General features: G+C 71.8%; 16 protein-coding genes. 11 read left to right on the top strand and 5 right to left on the bottom strand.

Annotated elements, in window-relative coordinates; translation table 11 throughout:
* The first annotated feature begins 43 nt into the window (after positions 1 to 43).
* Both EV378_RS00225 and EV378_RS00220 read left to right on the top strand, forming a co-directional pair.
* Complete coding sequence (locus EV378_RS00225; RefSeq protein ID WP_132427164.1) at positions 44 to 1027, top strand: bile acid:sodium symporter family protein; 984 nt, start codon at positions 44 to 46, stop codon at positions 1025 to 1027.
* A 5-nt stretch (positions 1028 to 1032) separates the two neighbouring features.
* A complete protein-coding gene (locus EV378_RS00220; protein ID WP_165922073.1) occupies positions 1033 to 1194 on the top strand; it encodes a hypothetical protein in 162 nt (53 codons plus the stop codon).
* Here the strand turns inward: EV378_RS00220 and EV378_RS00215 are convergent, their stop codons facing one another.
* On the bottom strand, positions 1195 to 2316 hold the full coding sequence (locus tag EV378_RS00215) for an N-acetylglucosamine-6-phosphate deacetylase (RefSeq protein WP_132420669.1): 1122 nt from the start codon (positions 2314 to 2316) through the stop codon (positions 1195 to 1197).
* 125 nt (positions 2317 to 2441) lie between these two features.
* Here EV378_RS00215 and mshC point away from each other — a divergent pair, with 125 nt between their 5' ends.
* Positions 2442 to 3680, top strand: coding sequence for a cysteine--1-D-myo-inosityl 2-amino-2-deoxy-alpha-D-glucopyranoside ligase (gene mshC, locus EV378_RS00210; RefSeq protein WP_132420667.1), 1239 nt, complete (start codon positions 2442 to 2444; stop codon positions 3678 to 3680).
* 4 nt (positions 3681 to 3684) lie between these two features.
* Positions 3685 to 4044 carry a DUF2237 family protein gene (locus EV378_RS00205; protein WP_132420665.1) on the top strand — a complete coding sequence of 120 codons (360 nt, stop codon included), beginning with the start codon at positions 3685 to 3687 and terminating at the stop codon, positions 4042 to 4044.
* Here EV378_RS00205 and EV378_RS00200 read toward each other — a convergent pair.
* Both EV378_RS00200 and EV378_RS00195 read right to left on the bottom strand, forming a co-directional pair.
* Positions 4037 to 5194, bottom strand: a complete 1158-nt coding sequence (locus EV378_RS00200) for an MFS transporter (RefSeq protein WP_132427162.1) — start codon at positions 5192 to 5194, stop codon at positions 4037 to 4039. The genes EV378_RS00205 and EV378_RS00200 overlap by 8 nt on opposite strands.
* Positions 5191 to 6099 (bottom strand): PAC2 family protein, encoded by a 909-nt coding sequence (locus EV378_RS00195; protein WP_132420663.1) that lies wholly within the window; start codon positions 6097 to 6099, stop codon positions 5191 to 5193. The genes EV378_RS00200 and EV378_RS00195 overlap by 4 nt, the downstream gene beginning before the upstream one ends.
* A gap of 162 nt (positions 6100 to 6261) precedes the next feature.
* Between EV378_RS00195 and metH the strand changes: the two genes are divergently transcribed.
* From metH to hisG, 4 genes are all read left to right on the top strand, one after another.
* Positions 6262 to 9900, top strand: a complete 3639-nt coding sequence (metH, locus tag EV378_RS00190; protein ID WP_165922337.1) for a methionine synthase — start codon at positions 6262 to 6264, stop codon at positions 9898 to 9900.
* 5 nt (positions 9901 to 9905) lie between these two features.
* Complete coding sequence (locus EV378_RS00185) at positions 9906 to 10580, top strand: HAD family hydrolase (RefSeq protein WP_132420659.1); 675 nt, start codon at positions 9906 to 9908, stop codon at positions 10578 to 10580.
* A gap of 169 nt (positions 10581 to 10749) precedes the next feature.
* Positions 10750 to 11013 carry a phosphoribosyl-ATP diphosphatase gene (locus EV378_RS00180; RefSeq protein WP_132420657.1) on the top strand — a complete coding sequence of 88 codons (264 nt, stop codon included), beginning with the start codon at positions 10750 to 10752 and terminating at the stop codon, positions 11011 to 11013.
* A 48-nt stretch (positions 11014 to 11061) separates the two neighbouring features.
* On the top strand, positions 11062 to 11970 hold the full coding sequence (gene hisG / locus EV378_RS00175; RefSeq protein WP_132420655.1) for an ATP phosphoribosyltransferase: 909 nt from the start codon (positions 11062 to 11064) through the stop codon (positions 11968 to 11970).
* Positions 11971 to 11981: 11 nt separating this feature from the next.
* Here hisG and EV378_RS00170 read toward each other — a convergent pair whose 3' ends face one another.
* Together EV378_RS00170 and EV378_RS00165 are read right to left on the bottom strand one after the other, a co-directional pair.
* Entirely contained in the window at positions 11982 to 12794 is an 813-nt protein-coding gene (locus EV378_RS00170; protein ID WP_132420653.1) for a thioesterase family protein, read from the bottom strand.
* A gap of 7 nt (positions 12795 to 12801) precedes the next feature.
* Positions 12802 to 13698 carry a RecB family exonuclease gene (locus EV378_RS00165; RefSeq protein WP_243653191.1) on the bottom strand — a complete coding sequence of 299 codons (897 nt, stop codon included), beginning with the start codon at positions 13696 to 13698 and terminating at the stop codon, positions 12802 to 12804.
* Positions 13699 to 13901: 203 nt separating this feature from the next.
* Between EV378_RS00165 and EV378_RS00160 the strand changes: the two genes are divergently transcribed.
* From EV378_RS00160 to arc, 3 genes are all read left to right on the top strand, one after another.
* On the top strand, positions 13902 to 14609 hold the full coding sequence (locus tag EV378_RS00160) for a signal peptidase I (RefSeq protein ID WP_132420649.1): 708 nt from the start codon (positions 13902 to 13904) through the stop codon (positions 14607 to 14609).
* Positions 14610 to 14658: 49 nt separating this feature from the next.
* Positions 14659 to 15522 carry a tRNA (adenine-N1)-methyltransferase gene (locus tag EV378_RS00155; RefSeq protein WP_424511196.1) on the top strand — a complete coding sequence of 288 codons (864 nt, stop codon included), beginning with the start codon at positions 14659 to 14661 and terminating at the stop codon, positions 15520 to 15522.
* Positions 15523 to 15755: 233 nt separating this feature from the next.
* A complete protein-coding gene (arc, locus tag EV378_RS00150) occupies positions 15756 to 17537 on the top strand; it encodes a proteasome ATPase (protein ID WP_243653545.1) in 1782 nt (593 codons plus the stop codon).
* The last annotated feature ends 192 nt before the right edge of the window (positions 17538 to 17729 follow it).

Below are 17729 nucleotides of genomic sequence, written 5' to 3'. Positions count from 1 at the left end.
CGGTCGCGGACGGGTCGGGTCGCGGCGCACGATCGGGAACGTGCTGCGCCGCCTGCGGATCGACCCGTTCCTGGTGCTCCTGCTGGCATGCGTCGGGATCGCCGTCCTGGTACCGCCGCGCGGTGCGGCCACCGGGATCGTGGACGTGGCGACGACCGTCGCGATCGGCCTGCTGTTCTTCCTCTACGGCGCGCGGCTGTCCACCGGCCAGGTGCTCGGCGGCCTGCGGCACTGGCGGCTGCACACGACCGTGCTGGTCGCGACGTTCGTGGTGTTCCCGCTGCTCGGGCTCGCCGCGGGCCTGCTCCCGGCGTGGTTGCTGCCGGCACCGCTGGCCGCCGGGGTGCTGTTCCTGTGCTGCCTGCCGTCGACCGTGCAGTCGTCGATCGCGTTCACGTCGCTGGCCGGCGGGAACGTGCCGGCCGCCGTCGTCGCGGCGTCGGTGTCCAACGTGCTCGGCGTGGTGCTGACGCCACTGCTGGCGACGCTGCTGCTGTCCACGTCCGGTGGCTTCTCCGCGTCCACGCTGGCCGACATCGGTCTGCGCCTGCTCGCGCCGTTCGTCGCCGGGCAGCTCGCCCGCCCGTTGGTCGGCGAGTGGGTGCAGCGGCACCGGCGAGCCCTGCACGTCGTGGACAGGGGGTCGATCCTGCTCGTCGTGTACTCGGCGTTCGGGGCCGGCGTGGTCGCCGGCACGTGGGGTGAGCTGACGCCGGCCGCGATCGCCGGTCTGGTCGTCGTCGACGCCGTGCTGCTGGCCGTCGTCCTCACCGTCACCGCGCTCGGTGCGCGACTGCTGCGCTTCGACGAGGCCGACCGCACCACGATCCTGTTCTGTGGCTCGAAGAAGAGCCTGGCCAGCGGGCTGCCGATGGCCGGGGTGCTGTTCGCCGGGCACACCGTGGCGCTCGTCGTGCTGCCGGTGATGCTGTTCCACCAGTTCCAGCTCATGGTGTGCGCGACGATCGCGGGCCGGCTCGCGCGGAGACGCGCGGCTCGCGCGTCGGAACCGGCGACGGCATCCTGACCGCCATGGACACCGTGTGCTCCCTGTGCGGCACCCGGGCCGAGGGATCGACGCTGCTCTGGGCCACGGAGCGCGACGAGCGCGGCCGCGAGAGCCGGCTCTGCCCGGACTGCGCACGCGAGCACGTCCGCGACATCGAGGCCCGGCTGTCCACCGAGTGGTGGTGATCAGACCGGACGTCCGCGGCGCCGGACGTGCCGCACGGTGAGGTCGTCGTCGAGCACGACGAGATCGGCGCGGGCCCCCGGCCGCAGCACGCCGACGTCGTCGAGGCCGAGCACGGCGGCGGGTGTCGTGGAGGTCGCGGCGACCGCCCGTGCCAGCGACCCGGATGCCGCGAGCGTGCGGAACAGCACGTCGGACGTCGCCGTCGACCCGGCAAGCGTCTCCGTCCCGGTCACCCGCGCGATCCCGTCGCGGACGGTCACCGGTAGCGGCCCGAGACGAGCAGGTCCGTCCGGCATCCCGGCCGCGGAGATCGCGTCGGTGACGGCGGCGACCCGGCCCGGCGCCGCCGCGAGCACCAGATCGACGACGGCCGGGTGCAGGTGCACGCCGTCGGCGATGATCTCGACGACGACGCGCGGGTCGGCGAGCAGCGCGCCGGCCGGCCCGGGACGGCGGTGGTCCAGCGGCGCCATCGCGTTGAACAGGTGCGTGCCGACCCGCGCGCCGGCGTCGATCGCCCGCCGGACGGTGTCGTGGTCGGCGTCGGTGTGCCCGACGGCGGCCATGCCGCCGGCACCGACGACCCGCCGGACGGCGTCCAGCGCTCCGTCACGCTCCGGTGCGAGCGTCACCATCGCGACCGTTCCGCGCGCCAGCAACCGGTCCAGCTCGGCCGGGTCCGGGTCGCGCAGCAGCGACGGGGAGTGCGCACCGCAGCGGGCCGCCGCCAGCCAGGGACCCTCCAGGTGCAGCCCGGCCAGCTCGCCGTCGTCGACGAGACCGGACAGCGCGTGCACCGTCCGCTCCAGCGCGGACGGGGTGTCCGTGACGAGGCTCGCCACGCTCGTCGTCGTGCCGTGCGCGCGGTGGAACGCGACGGCGCGCACGGCCTCCTCGGGATCGCCGGACGGGAACGACCCGGCGTTCCCGCCGTGCTGGTGCAGATCCACGAACCCGGGTACGACGACGGCGCCGGACACCCGCGGCGGGTGCGGCGGCGGGCCGGTCCCGACGGCGCTCACCCGCCCGTCCGCCACAGCGACCCAACCCGGCCCCGGCTCGTCGCCCTCCCCGGTCACGAGCGTGCCCGCCGCGACGACGTCCGGGGGAGCGCTGTCCACGTCCGGACGGTAACGCCCGCGTCGGACGGTCGGGGCGGCGGCGACGGACGGAGGTGTCGCCCCGCGGCCGTGACGTGCCCGGCGAGTGCTGACCACGCGCCCACCCGACGCGTAGGTTGACGGGCATGCGCACGTGGTCCTCTGCCGACGTCCCCCTCCTCGACGGTGCCGGCCCGCCGCTGCGGCTGTACGACACCGCGACCGAGCGGATCCGTCCGACGGCCCCCGGCGAGCGGGCGACGATGTACGTCTGCGGGATCACCCCGTACGACGCGACGCACCTCGGGCACGCGGCCACCTACGTGACGTTCGACCTCGTGCACCGCCTGTGGCGCGACCTCGGGCACGACGTGCACTACGTGCAGAACGTGACCGACATCGACGAGCCGCTGCTCGAGCGCGCCGCCCGGGACCAGGACGACTGGGTCGTGCTCGGGATGCGCGAGACGGCCCTGTTCCGCGAGGACATGGAGTCGCTGCGGGTGCTGCCGCCGCGCCAGTTCATCGGCGCCGTCGAGGCGATCCCGGAGATCGCCGAGCTCGTCGGCAAGCTCGTGGCCTCCGGCGCCGCCTACCGCCTGGACGACCCGGAGTACCCGGACGTCTACCACGACGTGTCGTCGACCGGGCACTTCGGCTACGAGTCGAACTTCGGCCGCGACGAGATGATCGACCTCTCCCGGAACAACGGGGGAGACCCGGACCGCGCCGGCAAGCGCGACCCGCTGGACCCGCTGCTGTGGCGGATGGAGCGGCCCGGGGAACCGGCGTGGGAGTCCGATCTCGGCCGCGGCCGACCCGGCTGGCACGTGGAGTGCGCGGCGATCGCGCTGAACCGGCTCGGCCCGCAGATCGACCTCAACGGCGGCGGATCGGACCTGCGGTTCCCGCACCACGAGTGCGGCGCGCTGCACGCCGAGTCGCTGACCGGAGAGCACCCGTTCGCCCGGCACTACGTGCACGCCGGGATGATCGGGCTGGACGGTCAGAAGATGTCCAAGTCCAAGGGCAACCTCGTGTTCGTGTCCAAGCTGCGCGGGTCCGGTGTGGACCCGAACGTGATCCGGCTGGCGCTGCTGGCCGGCCACTACCGCACCGACCGCTCCTGGACCGACGAGCTGCACCGCACCGCCCAGGCCCGACTGGCGCGCTGGCGGGAGGCGCTGACGCTGGACCGCGGACCGGCCTCCGACGAGCTGATCGCGAAGCTCCGCACACACCTGGCCGACGACCTGGACACGCCGGGTGCGCTGGCCGCCGTCGACGCCTGGGTGGAGGAGGCGCTGACGCGTCGGCACGACGACCGGTTCGGGCCCGGCAGCGCCCGCGAGGCGGTGGACGCGCTGCTCGGGATCGAGGTCTGATCGGATGGCGCGCAACGTGATCGGCGGGGATCTGGAGACCTGCGGCACCGACCCGCTGACCGGCTTCTACCGCAACGGCTGCTGTGACACCGGCGGCGAGGACATGGGCGTGCACACCGTGTGCGCCCGGGTCACCGCCGAGTTCCTGGACTTCTCCCGGGAGCAGGGCAACGACCTGAGCACCCCGCGCCCGGAGTTCGGCTTCGCGGGGCTCGTGCCGGGGGACCGGTGGTGCCTGTGCGCGAGCCGGTGGGTCGAGGCGCTACGCGAGGGCGTGGCGCCACCGGTCGTGCTCGAGGCGACGCACGCCAGGACGCTGGAGTGGGTGGATCTCGACGACCTGCGCTCGCACGCCGTCACCTGATCGTCTCCGGAGCGGGAGCGTGGCGGCGGGTCGCCAGCAGGGCGGGCACCCCGGCGGCCAGGAGTCCGGCCGGCACGAGGAACCCGGCGATCGGGTCGGCGTGGTAGATCGGCGTGATCCCGACTGGTGCGAACGACCCGCCTCCGAAGCGGAGGGCCTGCACCACGGACATGGCGCCACCGGTGTTGCCCGGACCGACGTCGCCCAGCACCAGCGCGTTCACGCCGACGAGCACGAGCTGGCTGGACACCCCGGCGAGCGTCCACAGCGCCACCACGATCCAGAGCACCGGCACGATCCCGACGCCGGCGATCAACAGCGCACCGGACACGGCCCCGGCCAGCACGCACCGGCGCGCACCCACTCGGTCGACCGCCCCGCCGATCATCCGGGCGGTGAGGATCCCGGCCACGCCGAGGCCGGTCAGCACGAGTCCACGCGCGCCGGGGCCGATCGCGAACGTGTCCTCCAGCCGCAGCGCCAGCAGGAAGTTCAGCCCGGCCAGGCACCCCCATCCGAGCGCGGCGACCAGCCCGGCCCGGATCACGACGGGTCGCCACGCCGAGCGCAGGGACGGCCGCCGCCCGTCCGCCGAGGCGGTGACGGGGGTCGGCGGCAACCCGGCCAGCCCGAGCAGCAGCGCCACGACCCCGACCCCGACGAACGCCAGCCGGAAGTCGACCTCCGCGGCGAGCCCGCCGACCAGTGGTGCGGACGTCTGCCCGGCCGCCTGGAACGAGCCGAACCAGCCGAGCGCCCTGCCCAGCCGGTCCGGCTCAACGGCCCCGGCCAGCACGGCGAGCAGCAGCGGCGTGGTGAACGCGTTCGCCGCGCCCTGCAGCGCCCGCCCGGTCAGGAACAGCGTCCACGTCGGCGCCAGCACGCAGACGGCCGACGCCACCACGTACGCGGCGTATCCGCACAGCACGGTCCGGCGCCTGCCCCAGCGCTCGCCGAGCGTGCCGGAGACCAGCATCAGAGCCGCGAACGGCAGCAGGTACGCCGTGATCGACGTCGACGCCGTGCCCGTCGAGACACGAAAGTGGACGCCCAGTTCGGGCAGCATCGCGGCGGTGACGCCGCCGCCGAACGGCCCGAGGAACGCCCCCGCGTAGAGCGCCGCCCGGCGGACGAGGGTGGGCGTGCTCAGGCTCCGCCGCCGGACGACCCGCGACGGCGCAGGTAGCGCTCGAAGTCCGCGGCGATGGCGTCGCCGCTGGTCTCCTCCAGCTCGGTGCGTGCCTCCTCGGCCTCGGACTCCGTCGCCTGCTCCTCGAGCTGACGGACGTACTCGCGCACCTCGTCGTCGGCGTCGGCCATCTCGGAGACCGTGCGCTCCCACTCCTCGGCCTGCTCGGGCAGCGCGCCGAGCGGGACCTCGACGTCGAGCGCCTCCTCGATCCGCCGCAGCAGCGCCACGGCGGCCTTCGGCACCCGGGCCTGGGACACGTAGTGCGGCACCTCGGCCCAGTAGGACAGCGCGGGCACACCCGCCTCCACGCACGCCTGCTGGAACACGGCGACGATCCCGGTCGGGCCCTCGTAGTTCGACGGCTCCGTGCCCATCGCCTTGAGCGACTCGGCGTCCCACGACGTGCCGTTCACGGGCGTCGGCCGCGTGTGCGGGACCTCGGTGAGGAGCGCACCCAACGTGATGACCTTCGTCACCCCGAGACGCTCGACGTGACCGATCAGCTCGCGGCAGAACGCGCGCCAGCGCATGTTCGGTTCGATGCCGCTGACGAGCACGACGTGCCGGTCGGTGCCGGGGAGTGTGGCCCAGGACAACCGTGTCGTCTGCCACTCGATCTTCCGCGTGACACCCCCCGCCAGCTTCACGTGCGGGCGCGTGACCTGGAAGTCGTAGTACTCCTCGGGATCGATCGAGGTCAGTGGCTGGGCGTCCCAGCTCAGCTCCAGGTGCTCCAGCGCCGTACTGGCGGCCTCGCCCGCGTCGTTCCACCCCTCGAACGCCGCGATCAGCACCGGGTCGACCAGGGACGGCACCTCGCCGTCCGTTCCGCCGGATCCAGGGCTCTGGTCGTGCTCGGTCATCGCCCCAGCCTACGGGTCCCGGGGCTCAGAACCCGGCTCGTACCCCGTCAGCAGGTAACCTCAGTTCCCGTGTCAGCAACGACGGGAGCGGATCACTCGGTGAGCACCTCTACGGACGGCGACATCACGACCGGTCGGGCCGACCCCGAGCGGGTCGAGAGCGTGCGTGCGCGCACCGAGAAGCTGAAAGAGATTCTCGGGCAGCGTATCGGCGTCATCGACGGTGCGTGGGGCACCGTCATCCAGGGCCTCGGCCTGTCCCCCGAGGACTACCAGGCGGACTGGCTGTCCGACCATCCGACGGACACCAACGGCGATCCGGACCTGCTGAACCTCACCCGTCCGGACCTCATCTTCGACGTACACAAACGGTACTTCGCCGCGGGCGCCGACCTGTCCACGACGAACACGTTCACGGCCACGACGATCGGCCAGGCCGACTACGGCCTCGAGGGCCACGTCGACGAGATGAACGCCGAGGCCGCGCGGCTGGCCCGCCAGGCGGCCGACGAGGCCGAGGCCGAGACCGGCGACCCGAAGTTCGTCGCGGGGTCGATCGGCCCGCTGAACGTGACGCTCTCGCTGAGCCCGAAGGTCGAGGACCCGGCCTACCGCGCGGTCACCTATCGGCAGGTCTACGACACCTACGCGCAGCAGATCGCCGCGCTGGACAAGGGCGGCGTCGACGTCCTGCTGATCGAGACGATCTTCGACACGCTGAACTCGAAGGCCGCGCTGCAGGCCGCGCACGACGTCGCGCCGCACCTGCCGGTCTGGATCTCGGTGACGATCGTGGACCGCTCCGGGCGGACGCTGTCCGGGCAGACCGTCGACGCGTTCTGGACGTCGGTGCGGCACGCGCGGCCGTTGATCGTCGGCCTGAACTGCTCGCTGGGCGCCGACGAGATGCGCCCGCACGTCGCCGAGCTCGCCGAGATCTCGGACGCGTTCACCGCGAGCTACCCGAACGCCGGCCTGCCGAACGCGTTCGGCGGCTACGACGAGACCCCGGACCAGACGGCGGCGCTGCTCAAGGAGTTCGCCGAGTCCGGCCTGGTCAACCTCGTCGGCGGCTGCTGCGGGACCGGGCACGACCACATCGCGGCCATCGCCGAGTCGGTCAAGGGTCTCGCGCCGCGCACGCCCGCCGCGCCGCCGGAGCGCACCCGCTTCTCCGGTCTGGAGCGCTTCGAGATCGGCCCGGACACCGGGTTCGTGATGATCGGTGAGCGGACGAACGTCACCGGCTCGAAGCGGTTCCGCAGGCTGATCGAGTCGAAGGACTACACCGGCGCACTGGACGTCGCGCTCGACATGGTCCGCGGCGGCGCGAACATGCTCGACGTCAACATGGACGCCGACCTGCTCGAGTCCGAGCAGGAGATGACCACGTTCCTGAACCTCCTGGCCACCGAGCCGGAGGTCGCCAAGTGGCCGATCATGATCGACAGCTCGCGCTGGTCGGTCGTCGAGGCCGGTCTGAAGTGCGTGCAGGGCAAGGGGATCGTCAACTCGATCTCGCTCAAGGAGGGTGAGGAGGAGTTCCTCGACCGCGCCCGCACCGTGCAGTCCTACGGCGCCGGCGTCGTCGTGATGGCGTTCGACGAGACCGGGCAGGCGGACAGCGCCGACCGCAAGGTCGAGATCTGCGAGCGCGCCTACCGGCTGCTCGTCGACGAGGTCGGGTTCCCGCCCGAGGACATCGTGTTCGACCCGAACGTGCTGGCGATCGCGACCGGCATGTCCGAGCACAACGACTACGCCAAGGACTTCATCGAGGCCTGCCCGCAGATCAAGGAGCGCTGCCCGGGCGTGCACATCTCCGGCGGCATCTCGAACCTGTCGTTCTCGTTCCGCGGGAACAACGTCGTCCGTGAGGCGATGGACTCCGCGTTCCTCTACCACGCGATCAAGGCCGGCCTGGACATGGGCATCGTCAACGCCGGCCAGCTCGCCGTCTACCAGGACATCGAGCCCGAGCTGCTCGAGATGGTCGAGGACGTCCTGTTCAACCGGCGCGAGGACGCCACCGACCGCCTGGTCGAGGCCGCGGACCGGTTCAAGGGCGAGGGCACCCAGCGCCAGCAGGACCTGTCCTGGCGGGAGAACGACGTCTCCGAGCGCCTGGCGCACGCGCTGGTGCACGGCATCGTCGACTACGTCGAGGAGGACACCGAGGAGGCGCGCGCGCAGGCCGAGCGGCCGCTGCACGTCATCGAGGGCCCGCTGATGGACGGCATGAAGATCGTCGGCGACCTGTTCGGCGACGGCAAGATGTTCCTGCCGCAGGTCGTGAAGTCGGCGCGGGTGATGAAGCGCGCCGTGGCCTACCTCGAACCCTTCATGGAGAAGGAGAAGGAGGAGGCCAAGGCCCGCGGCGAGCTGACCTCGGAGCGCGGCAACGGCACCGTCGTCATGGCCACGGTCAAGGGCGACGTGCACGACATCGGCAAGAACATCGTCGGCGTCGTGCTGGGCTGCAACAGCTACAAGGTGATCGACCTCGGCGTGATGGTCCCGGCGCAGACGATCCTGGACACCGCCGTCGCCGAGGACGCGGACGCGGTCGGCCTGTCCGGCCTGATCACGCCGTCGCTGGACGAGATGGTCGGCGTGGCGGCCGAGATGGAGCGCCGCGGGCTCAAGCTGCCGCTGCTGATCGGCGGGGCGACGACGTCGAAGCAGCACACCGCCGTCAAGATCGCCCCGGCCTACGGCGGCGACACGGTGCACGTGCTCGACGCGTCGCGCGTCGTCGGCGTGGTCTCCGACCTGTTCGACGAGAACCGCCGCGAGGTGCTCTCCAAGGAGAACGCCGAGAACCAGCAGCAGCTCCGCGAGCAGCACGAGGGCCGCGAGCAGAAGCCGTTGCTGGAGATCGCCGACGCCCGCGCGAACCGCGAGGAGGTCACGTTCGACGACCTGCCCGCCGCGCCGTTCGAGGGCACGAAGAAGCTGAACCCGTCGATCGCGGAACTGCGCGAGTACATCGACTGGCAGTTCCTGTTCCTGGCCTGGGAGCTCAAGGGCAAGTTCCCGCAGATCCTCGACGAGCCGGTGGCCAAGGAGCTCTACGACGACGCCAACGCGATGCTCGACGAGATCATCGACGGCGACCACTTCTCGGCCCACGGCGTGTACGGCTTCTGGCCGGCGCACGGCGAGGGCGACGACATCGTGCTGGACACGTCCGACGGCGAGGTCCGGCTGCCGATGCTGCGCCAGCAGACGAAGAAGCCGCTGAACCGGCACAACCGGTGCCTGGCCGACTACGTCGCGCCCGAGGGGGACTCCCTCGGTGCGTTCGCGGTCGCCATCCAGGGCGCGGAGAAGTACTCGAAGTACTACGAGGACAAGCTCGACGACTACCGGTCGATCATGGTCAAGGCCCTGGCCGACCGGCTCGCCGAGGCGTTCGCGGAGTACGCGCACCTGCAAGCGCGCCGCGAGTGGTTCGAGCCGGACGCCGACCAGCCGATGGAGGAGCTGCTGAACGAGAAGTTCCGCGGCATCCGTCCCGCGTTCGGCTACCCGGCCTGCCCGGACCACGTGGAGAAGCGGAAGCTGTTCGACCTGCTCGACGCGGAGTCGCTGGACATCGCGCTCACCGAGTCCTACGCGATGACCCCGGCCGCCGCCGTGTCCGGCATGTTGTTCGCGCATCCGGACTCGCGGTACTTCACGGTCGGGCGGATCGGGCGCGACCAGGTCGAGGACTACGCCAAGCGCAAGGGCACGGACGTCGCCGAGATCGAGAAGTGGCTGCGTCCGAACCTCGGCTACGACCCGGAGAAGAGCTGACGTCCATGGACGCCGTCCTGGTCGACATGGACGGCACGCTGGCCGACTCGGAGAAGCTCTGGGACCGGGCGCTCGACGACCTGATGGCGCACCTCGGTGCCGGGCCGCTCTCCGAGCCGGCCCGGCACGAGACGGTCGGCGGGTCGCTGCGGTTCTCCACCGGGGTCTGCTTCCGGGAGGCGGGCCGTCCCGGGCCGTCGGAGGACGAGCTGGTCGCGGCGTGCGACTGGTTGTTCGCGCGGGCGGGCGAGCTGTTCGCCGAGGGCGTGCCGTGGCGTCCAGGCGCGCCGGAGCTGCTGGCCGCGCTGCACACGGCGGCGGTGCCGGTCGTGCTCGTGACGAACACCGTCCGGTCGCTGACCGAGACGGCGCTGGACACGCTCGGCCGGGCCCACTTCGCCGCCACCCTGTGCGGAGACGAGGTGTCCCGCCCGAAGCCCGACCCCGAGCTCTACGCCACGGCGGCCGCGCTCGTCGGGGCCGACCCGTCGCGGTGCCTGGCCGTGGAGGACTCGCCCGCCGGTGCGACGGCGGCGGAGGCGGCCGGGTGCCCGGTGCTCGTCGTCCCCTGCGAGCTCCCGGTACCCGGTGGCCCGCGACGGGCGCAGCGGGCGACACTGGAGGGTGTCGGGGTCGACGACCTGGTGCGGATCCACGCCGACCTCTCCGGTCACGCCTGAGCGGCCATATCCCGGCGACGAGCGGTCCTCACCCGGACGGCAGGGGGTAATCGGTCACCGACGGTGTGCCACCCGGCGCATCCGGTGTTCCATCGGACTCAGACCCCCGGATGCGCTGGATGAGTACGCAACGCAGCGGTCAGACTTGGGGCGAAAGGGGTCAAGTAACGTGAAGACTTTCGACGACCTGTTCGCCGAACTGAGCTCGAAGGCGGCCGAGCGGCCGCCGGGGTCGGGTACCGTCGCCGCACTGGACGCCGGGGTTCACGCCCAGGGCAAGAAGGTGCTGGAGGAGGCGGGCGAGGTGTGGATCGCGGCCGAGCACGAGAAGGACGACGCGCTCGCCGAGGAGATCTCCCAGCTTCTCTACCGGGTGCAGGTGCTGATGATCCATCGTGGGCTGTCGCTGGAGGACGTCTACAAGTTCCTCTGACCCGCCCGCAGCGCCGCCACCGTTCCACGCTCAACCCTGGAGATCCCAATGCTCCGCGTCGCCCTCCCGAACAAGGGCACTCTCGCCGACCCGGCCGCCACGATGATGCGCGAGGCCGGCTACCGCCAGCGTTCCGACCAGCGTGACCTCAGCATGGTCGACGAGGAGAACCAGATCGAGTTCTTCTACCTGCGGCCGAAGGACATCGCCACCTACGTCGGCAAGGGCGACCTGCACCTCGGCGTCACCGGGTTCGACCTCATGGAAGAGTCCGGCAGCCAGGTGCAGACCGTGCTGGAACTCGGGTTCGGTGGCTCCCGGTTCCAGTTCGCGGCCCCGGCCAACGAGGACTGGAAGCTGGAGGACCTGGACGGCAAGAAGATCGCCACGTCCTACCCGCGGCTGGTGCGCTCGTACCTGTCCGGCAAGCGGATCGGCGCGGAGATCGTGAAGCTGGACGGCGCCGTCGAGATCTCGATCCAGCTCGGGCTGGCGGACGCCATCGCCGACGTCGTGTCGTCCGGTCGCACGCTGCGCCAGCACAACCTCGTCCCGATCGGTGACCCGATCGCCCGGTCGGTCGCGACCCTGATCGAGCGTGAGCCGCGCAGCGACCGTCCGGAGGACCCGGAGGTCACGGCCGTGAAGCAGATCTTCGCCGAGCGGCTGCGCGGCGTCGTGCTGGCCCGCGAGTACCTGATGATGGACTACGACTGCCCGCGCCACCTGCTCGAGGAGGCCGAGAAAGTCGCACCCGGTCTCCAGGCGCCGACGGTCTCGCCGCTGTCCAAGCCGGACTGGTTCGCCGTCCGCACGATGGTGCCCGCGAAGGAGACGAACCGGGTGATGGACAAGCTGGCCCGCCTCGGCGCCACGGCGATCCTGACCTCGGAGATCCGGTCCTGCCGCGCCATGGAGGGCAAGCCCAACGGCACGAACGGCGTCGGCAGGCGCTGAGCGCCCGCCCGTCAGCGCGGCCGGACCGTCAGGGCCTGGCTGATCCGCCCGACGTGGCCGTCCCGGTCGTGGATCTCCGCGGACGCGGTGCCGAGCCCGGACGGCCCGACGACGGTGGCGGCGTCCAGCCCGAACCGTTCGCCCACCGGGTCCCGGTGCAGGTGGACGGTCAGCTCCGTGTTGAGGAAGAACCAGCTCCGGACGTCCAGCGGCGCCGCGATCCCGTTCGCCGAGTCGGCCACCGCCATCAGGCGCTGCAGCGGGCTCGGCTCCTCGCCGTCGACGAGCGGCACCCGCTGGCGGATCCACGCCCGTCCGGGACCGGGTTCGGTCAGCCAGCCGGTGACCCAGGCCCATTCCATCGCGTCGACGTAGCCGGGCAGCCAGCCGTCCGGACGCTCCTCGCGCACGGTCGCCGTGTCCGGTCCGGGGATGTCCGGCGCGAGGCCCGTCGTCACCGAGGACGTGTCCTCGCGCGCCAGTCGCCAGGACCGAGCCCGCAGCACCGGGCGCCCGCCCGCCACCATCGTCGCCCCGGCCATCTGGATCGACCGGCCCGGACGCTCGACCTCGGCGGACACCACGACCGGACCGGCCGGGACCTTGCCGAGGATCTCCACCGTGACCCGTGCCGTGACCAGCCCCGGTGCGTCCGGCGCCCGGCCGTCGTCGAGGCGCTCCAGCGCCCGGACGAGCAGCGCCGACGGCGGGCCCATGTGCTGGGCGTCGGAGAACCACGGACCGGTCGTGGAGAACGTGGCCTCGAAGTGTTCGCCGTCGTCGTCGGAGCCGCGGGGGAGGTAGAACGGGGACAGGTCGGTCACGAGACGATCATGCCCCGGCCTGCTCGACGGGCTCCTCCAGGGTGATCGACGGCCAGCCCGGATACGGCGGCGGCGTTCCGTCCCACGCCGGGCACAGCTCCGTGAACGCGCAGTTCCTGCAGGCCCTCCCGGGGTTGGGCCGGAAGTCGCCCGACTCGCCCGCGAGGAGCACGGCCGCCCAGATCGCCTCCAGCAGCCGGGTGAAGCGGCCGAGCTCGTCGGCGTCCGGCGAGTAGCGCAGCATCTGGCCGTCGGCGAGGTACAGCAGGCGCAGCTCGGCGGGCACCACACCGCGTGTCGCCAGCACGGCCAGGGCGTAAAACTTCAGCTGGAACAGGGCCCCGAGCTCGTAGAACTCGCCGGGGGAGGAGCCGGTCTTGTAGTCGACCACCCGGATACCGCCCCCGTCGATCCGGTCGAGGCGGTCCACGAACCCGCGCAGCGGCAGCCCGGCCGGCAGGGACGCCGAGTCCAGCACCACCTCCACCGGCTCCTCGACGGCGGACGGCACGACCGTGCGCGGGTCCTCGAGCGTGAAGTACGTGTCCAGCAGCGCCGACGCCGAGTCCAGCCACAGCGCGAGCTCCGGGTCGTCGGTGCCGTCGAACAACGCGGCGACCAGATCCGGCTCGACGGCCAGCAGCCCGTCCCACGCCGGCCCGAGCAGCGCGTGCGCGACCTCCGGCGTCCGCTCGGCCGCCGGGAGGCCGTAGAGCTGCTCCAGAACGGCGTGCACGAGCGTGCCGCGGACCTGGGCGCGCCCGGGCGGCTCCGGCAGCCGGTCGATCGCCCGGAACCGGTACATCAGCGGGCACCGCCTGAAATCCGACGCGCGGGACGGCGACAGCGCCGGCGGGCGGCGGACGGCCGGTTCCGCGCCCGGCCCGTCGTCGTCCCGCGTCACGTGCACGAGGTTAGGCGAGGGGTCCGACAGTCCTGTCCGCCCGGCTCCCGCATTCGTCGTGATCGGCCGGATCGTGTCGTCGAGGCCGGGCCCGGTGCCGCCCGCGCCGATCACCCGGCTGCGAGCGGCGCCGCGACGCATCGGCGCACGTCACTGCACGATCGTGTACGCAACGTGTCCGAAGAACCACTTATAGTGGCAGTGTGGCACGACACTCCGCCGCCGACCCGTCGCCAGGGGACGACCGGGACCGGAGAGGATCAGAAGGCCGCGCACGCGGTCTCCCGGCGGACGCCCCGGACGCCACCCTGCGGATCCGTCCGCGGGTGGCCCGTACCCCCGAGGAGCGTGCCGCCGCCCGCGCCGCGGCCGGTTCGGACCCGGTCGCCGACGGCCCGGCCGCCCCCGCCCGGCCGTCGGTGCTGCGCCGGTTCCTCGCCTGGCTCGGCTCGCTGGTGCTGCTCGCCGCCGTCGCGCTCGCACTGGCCGTGGCCGTGGTGCCCGCCGCGGTGGGCGGATCCGCGCTGACGATCGAGTCGCCGAGTATGAGCCCGACGTTCCCGGTCGGCACGCTCGTCGTGATCCGGCCGCGGCCGATCGACGGGATCCGGATCGGCGACGTCGTCTCGTTCACCGACCGCGACCCGGCCACCGGCGCGACCCGCACCGTCACCCACCGCGTGATCGGCGTGGACCCCGGCCCGCTGTTCAGGACGAAGGGCGACGCGAACCCGTCGCCGGACCGCACGCCCGTGCAGGCGACACAGGTCCGCGGCGTCGAGTGGTACGCGATCCCGTTCGTCGGGGAGTGGGGTTCGAAGGTGCGCTCCGGCCCCGGCCTGTTGCTGACCGCGGGCGCCGCGCTGCTCGTCGTCGCGCTGATGCTGCTGCTCCCTCGACGGAAGGCGTGATCGCCCCGGTGCCGGGCGCGGAGCGGGGGCACGGATAGCGTTCCGCCCCGTGCCCGACGTCGTCCCACCCGTCTCCGAGACCGAGCCCGTGACCCGCGGCGGCCCGTTCCGCGCGGGCGACCGCGTGCAGTTGACCGACCCGAAGGGGCGCAGGTACACGCTGACCCTCGAAGAGGGTGGCGTGTATCACACCCACCGCGGCGGGCTGCAGCACGACGACCTGATCGGCCTCCCCGAGGGCTCGCTCGTCACGTCCGCGGCCGGCACGCCGTACCTCGCGCTGCGCCCCCTGCTGTCCGACTACGTGCTGTCGATGCCCCGCGGTGCGCAGGTCATCTACCCCAAGGACGCGGCCCAGATCCTCATGTGGGGCGACGTGTTCCCCGGCGCCCGGGTGCTGGAGGCGGGTGCAGGGTCGGGGGCGCTGACGTGCTCGCTGCTACAGGCCGTGGGACCCACGGGACAGGTCGTGTCCTACGAGATCCGGGAGGACCACGCGCCGCACGCGGAGCGGAACGTGACGACGTTCTTCGGGGGGACGCCACCCAACTGGACCTTGCGCGTGGGAGACGTCCGTGACCACGCCGGCGAAGTGGATCGTGTGGTGCTGGACATGCTCTCGCCGTGGGACGTGCTGGACGCGGTCCGGTCGGCCCTGATTCCGGGCGGGGTACTGGTCGGCTACGTCGCGACCACGACACAGCTGTCGACGCTCACCGAGAAGCTCCGTGAGATGCAGTGCTGGACCGAGCCGCAGGCATGGGAGTCGCTGGTCAGGCCGTGGCACGTGGTCGGTCTCGCGGTCCGTCCCGAGCACCGGATGATCGGCCACACGGCGTTCCTGGTGACCACCCGCAGGCTTGCCGACGGGGTGTCGCCGCCCCGGCCCCAGAGAAGGCCGACCGCCCGCTGAGCGATCGGGGACTTCCGGTGTGGCACGAGATGTTTACACAATCCCGTCCTGTAGGACGGTGACGTGACGTCCACGGAGCCGCAGAGTGTCGTCAAGGTGCCGTCCGGCTGAGGTCGGGATCACCGGTTCGACGCACCGCTACGGGGCCCTACCAACGGGTACCGTGGTGAAACGGAACACGGAGGGAGGCTGCCGTGAACCCTTACGACGATGGTCCCGGCAGGCGTGACCAGGTGAACGGTGATCTCAGTCCGGCTGAGGCTGCCGAGCACATCCGATACCTCGAGAACGAGATCGCGACGCTGCGCCAGCGGCTCACCGAGACCCCCCGGCACGCCCGCGTGCTCGAACAACGACTGTCGGAGGCGACCAGCCGTCTCTCCGCCCTGAACGCCCGCAACGAGAAGCTCACCGAGACGCTCAAGGAGGCGCGCGGCCAGCTCGTCGCACTCCGCGAGGAGGTCGACCGGCTCGCGCAGCCGCCGTCGGGCTACGGCGTCTTCCTCGGTCGGTACGACGAGGACGCCACCGTCGACGTGTTCACCTCGGGCCGCCGGATGCGGGTGCCGGTCTCGCCAGCGGTGGAGAACGAGACGCTCCGCCCGGGTCAGTCGGTGCGGCTGAACGAGGCGCTCACGGTCGTCGAGGCCATGGGCTTCGAGAAGATCGGCGACCTGCACTCGCTGCGCGAGATCGTGTCCAAGCCGACCGAGGACGGGCAGGCCGGGCGTGGTCTGGTCATCGGCAACTCGGACGAGGAGCGGGTGGTCTGGCTGGCCGCGCCGCTGTTCGAGCTCGGCGAGGACGGGGAGAGCGGACCGCTCAAGCCGGGTGACTCGCTGATGGTCGACACCAGGGCCGGCTACGCGTACGAGCGGATCGCCAAGGCCGAGGTCGAGGACCTCGTGCTGGAGGAGGTCCCGGACGTCGCGTACGAGGACATCGGTGGCCTGACCGGCCAGATCGAGATGATCCGCGACGCGGTCGAGCTGCCGTTCCTGCACGGCGAGCTGTTCCGGGAGTACGAGCTGCGCCCGCCGAAGGGCGTCCTGCTCTACGGCCCGCCCGGCTGCGGGAAGACGCTGATCGCCAAGGCGGTGGCGAACTCACTGGCCAAGAAGGTCGCGAAGTTCCGCGGGGACGACGCGCCCGACGCGGCGAAGTCGTTCTTCCTGAACATCAAGGGTCCCGAGCTGCTCAACAAGTTCGTGGGCGAGACGGAGCGGCACATCCGGCTGATCTTCCAGCGGGCGCGCGAGAAGGCGTCCGAGGGCACGCCGGTGATCGTGTTCTTCGACGAGATGGACTCGATCTTCCGGACCCGCGGGTCCGGTGTCTCCTCGGACGTCGAGACGACGATCGTGCCCCAGCTGCTCTCCGAGATCGACGGTGTCGAGGGCCTGGAGAACGTCATCGTCATCGGCGCGTCGAACCGCGAGGACATGATCGACCCGGCGATCCTGCGGCCGGGCCGGCTGGACGTGAAGATCAAGATCGAGCGTCCGGACGCCGAGGGCGCGAAGGACATCTTCTCGAAGTACATCACCGAGACGCTGCCCATCCACGCCGACGACATCGCCGAGTTCTCCGGCAGCCGCCAGGCGTGTGTGGACGGCATGATCCAGCGGATCGTCGAGCGGATGTACGACGAGTCGGAGGAGAACAGGTTCCTCGAGGTCACCTACGCCAACGGTGACAAGGAGACCCTGTACTTCAAGGACTTCAACTCCGGCGCCATGATCCAGAACATCGTGGACAGGGCGAAGAAGACCGCGATCAAGTCGGTGCTCGAGTCCGGTCAGCCGGGCATGCGCGTGCAGCACCTGCTGGACGCGATCGTGGACGAGTTCGCCGAGAACGAGGACCTGCCCAACACGACCAACCCGGACGACTGGGCGCGGATCTCGGGCAAGAAGGGCGAGCGGATCGTCTACATCCGCACGCTGGTCACCGGCAAGAACGACGCCGCGGGCCGGGCCATCGACACCGCGTCGAACACCGGTCAGTACCTGTAGACGCAGCTCGCACGTCGGGCCCCGCCGCATCCGTGGCGGGGCCCGACGCGTGAGGGCGTGGTCGCGTCGGGGCGGCGCTGCGGGCGGCGCGTCAGGCGAACGGCGGCGCGAAGTCGACCGTCAGCCACTGCGAGCGGAGCACGCCGTCGTCGCCGATCTCGAGGAAGTCGGCGAAGCGCACGGACAGCTCCT

This window comes from Pseudonocardia endophytica, from assembly GCF_004339565.1.
GTDB lineage: Bacteria > Actinomycetota > Actinomycetes > Mycobacteriales > Pseudonocardiaceae > Pseudonocardia > Pseudonocardia endophytica.
The sequence above is the reverse complement of the archived record's forward strand: the minus strand, read 5'-3'. Positions and strand labels throughout refer to the sequence as shown.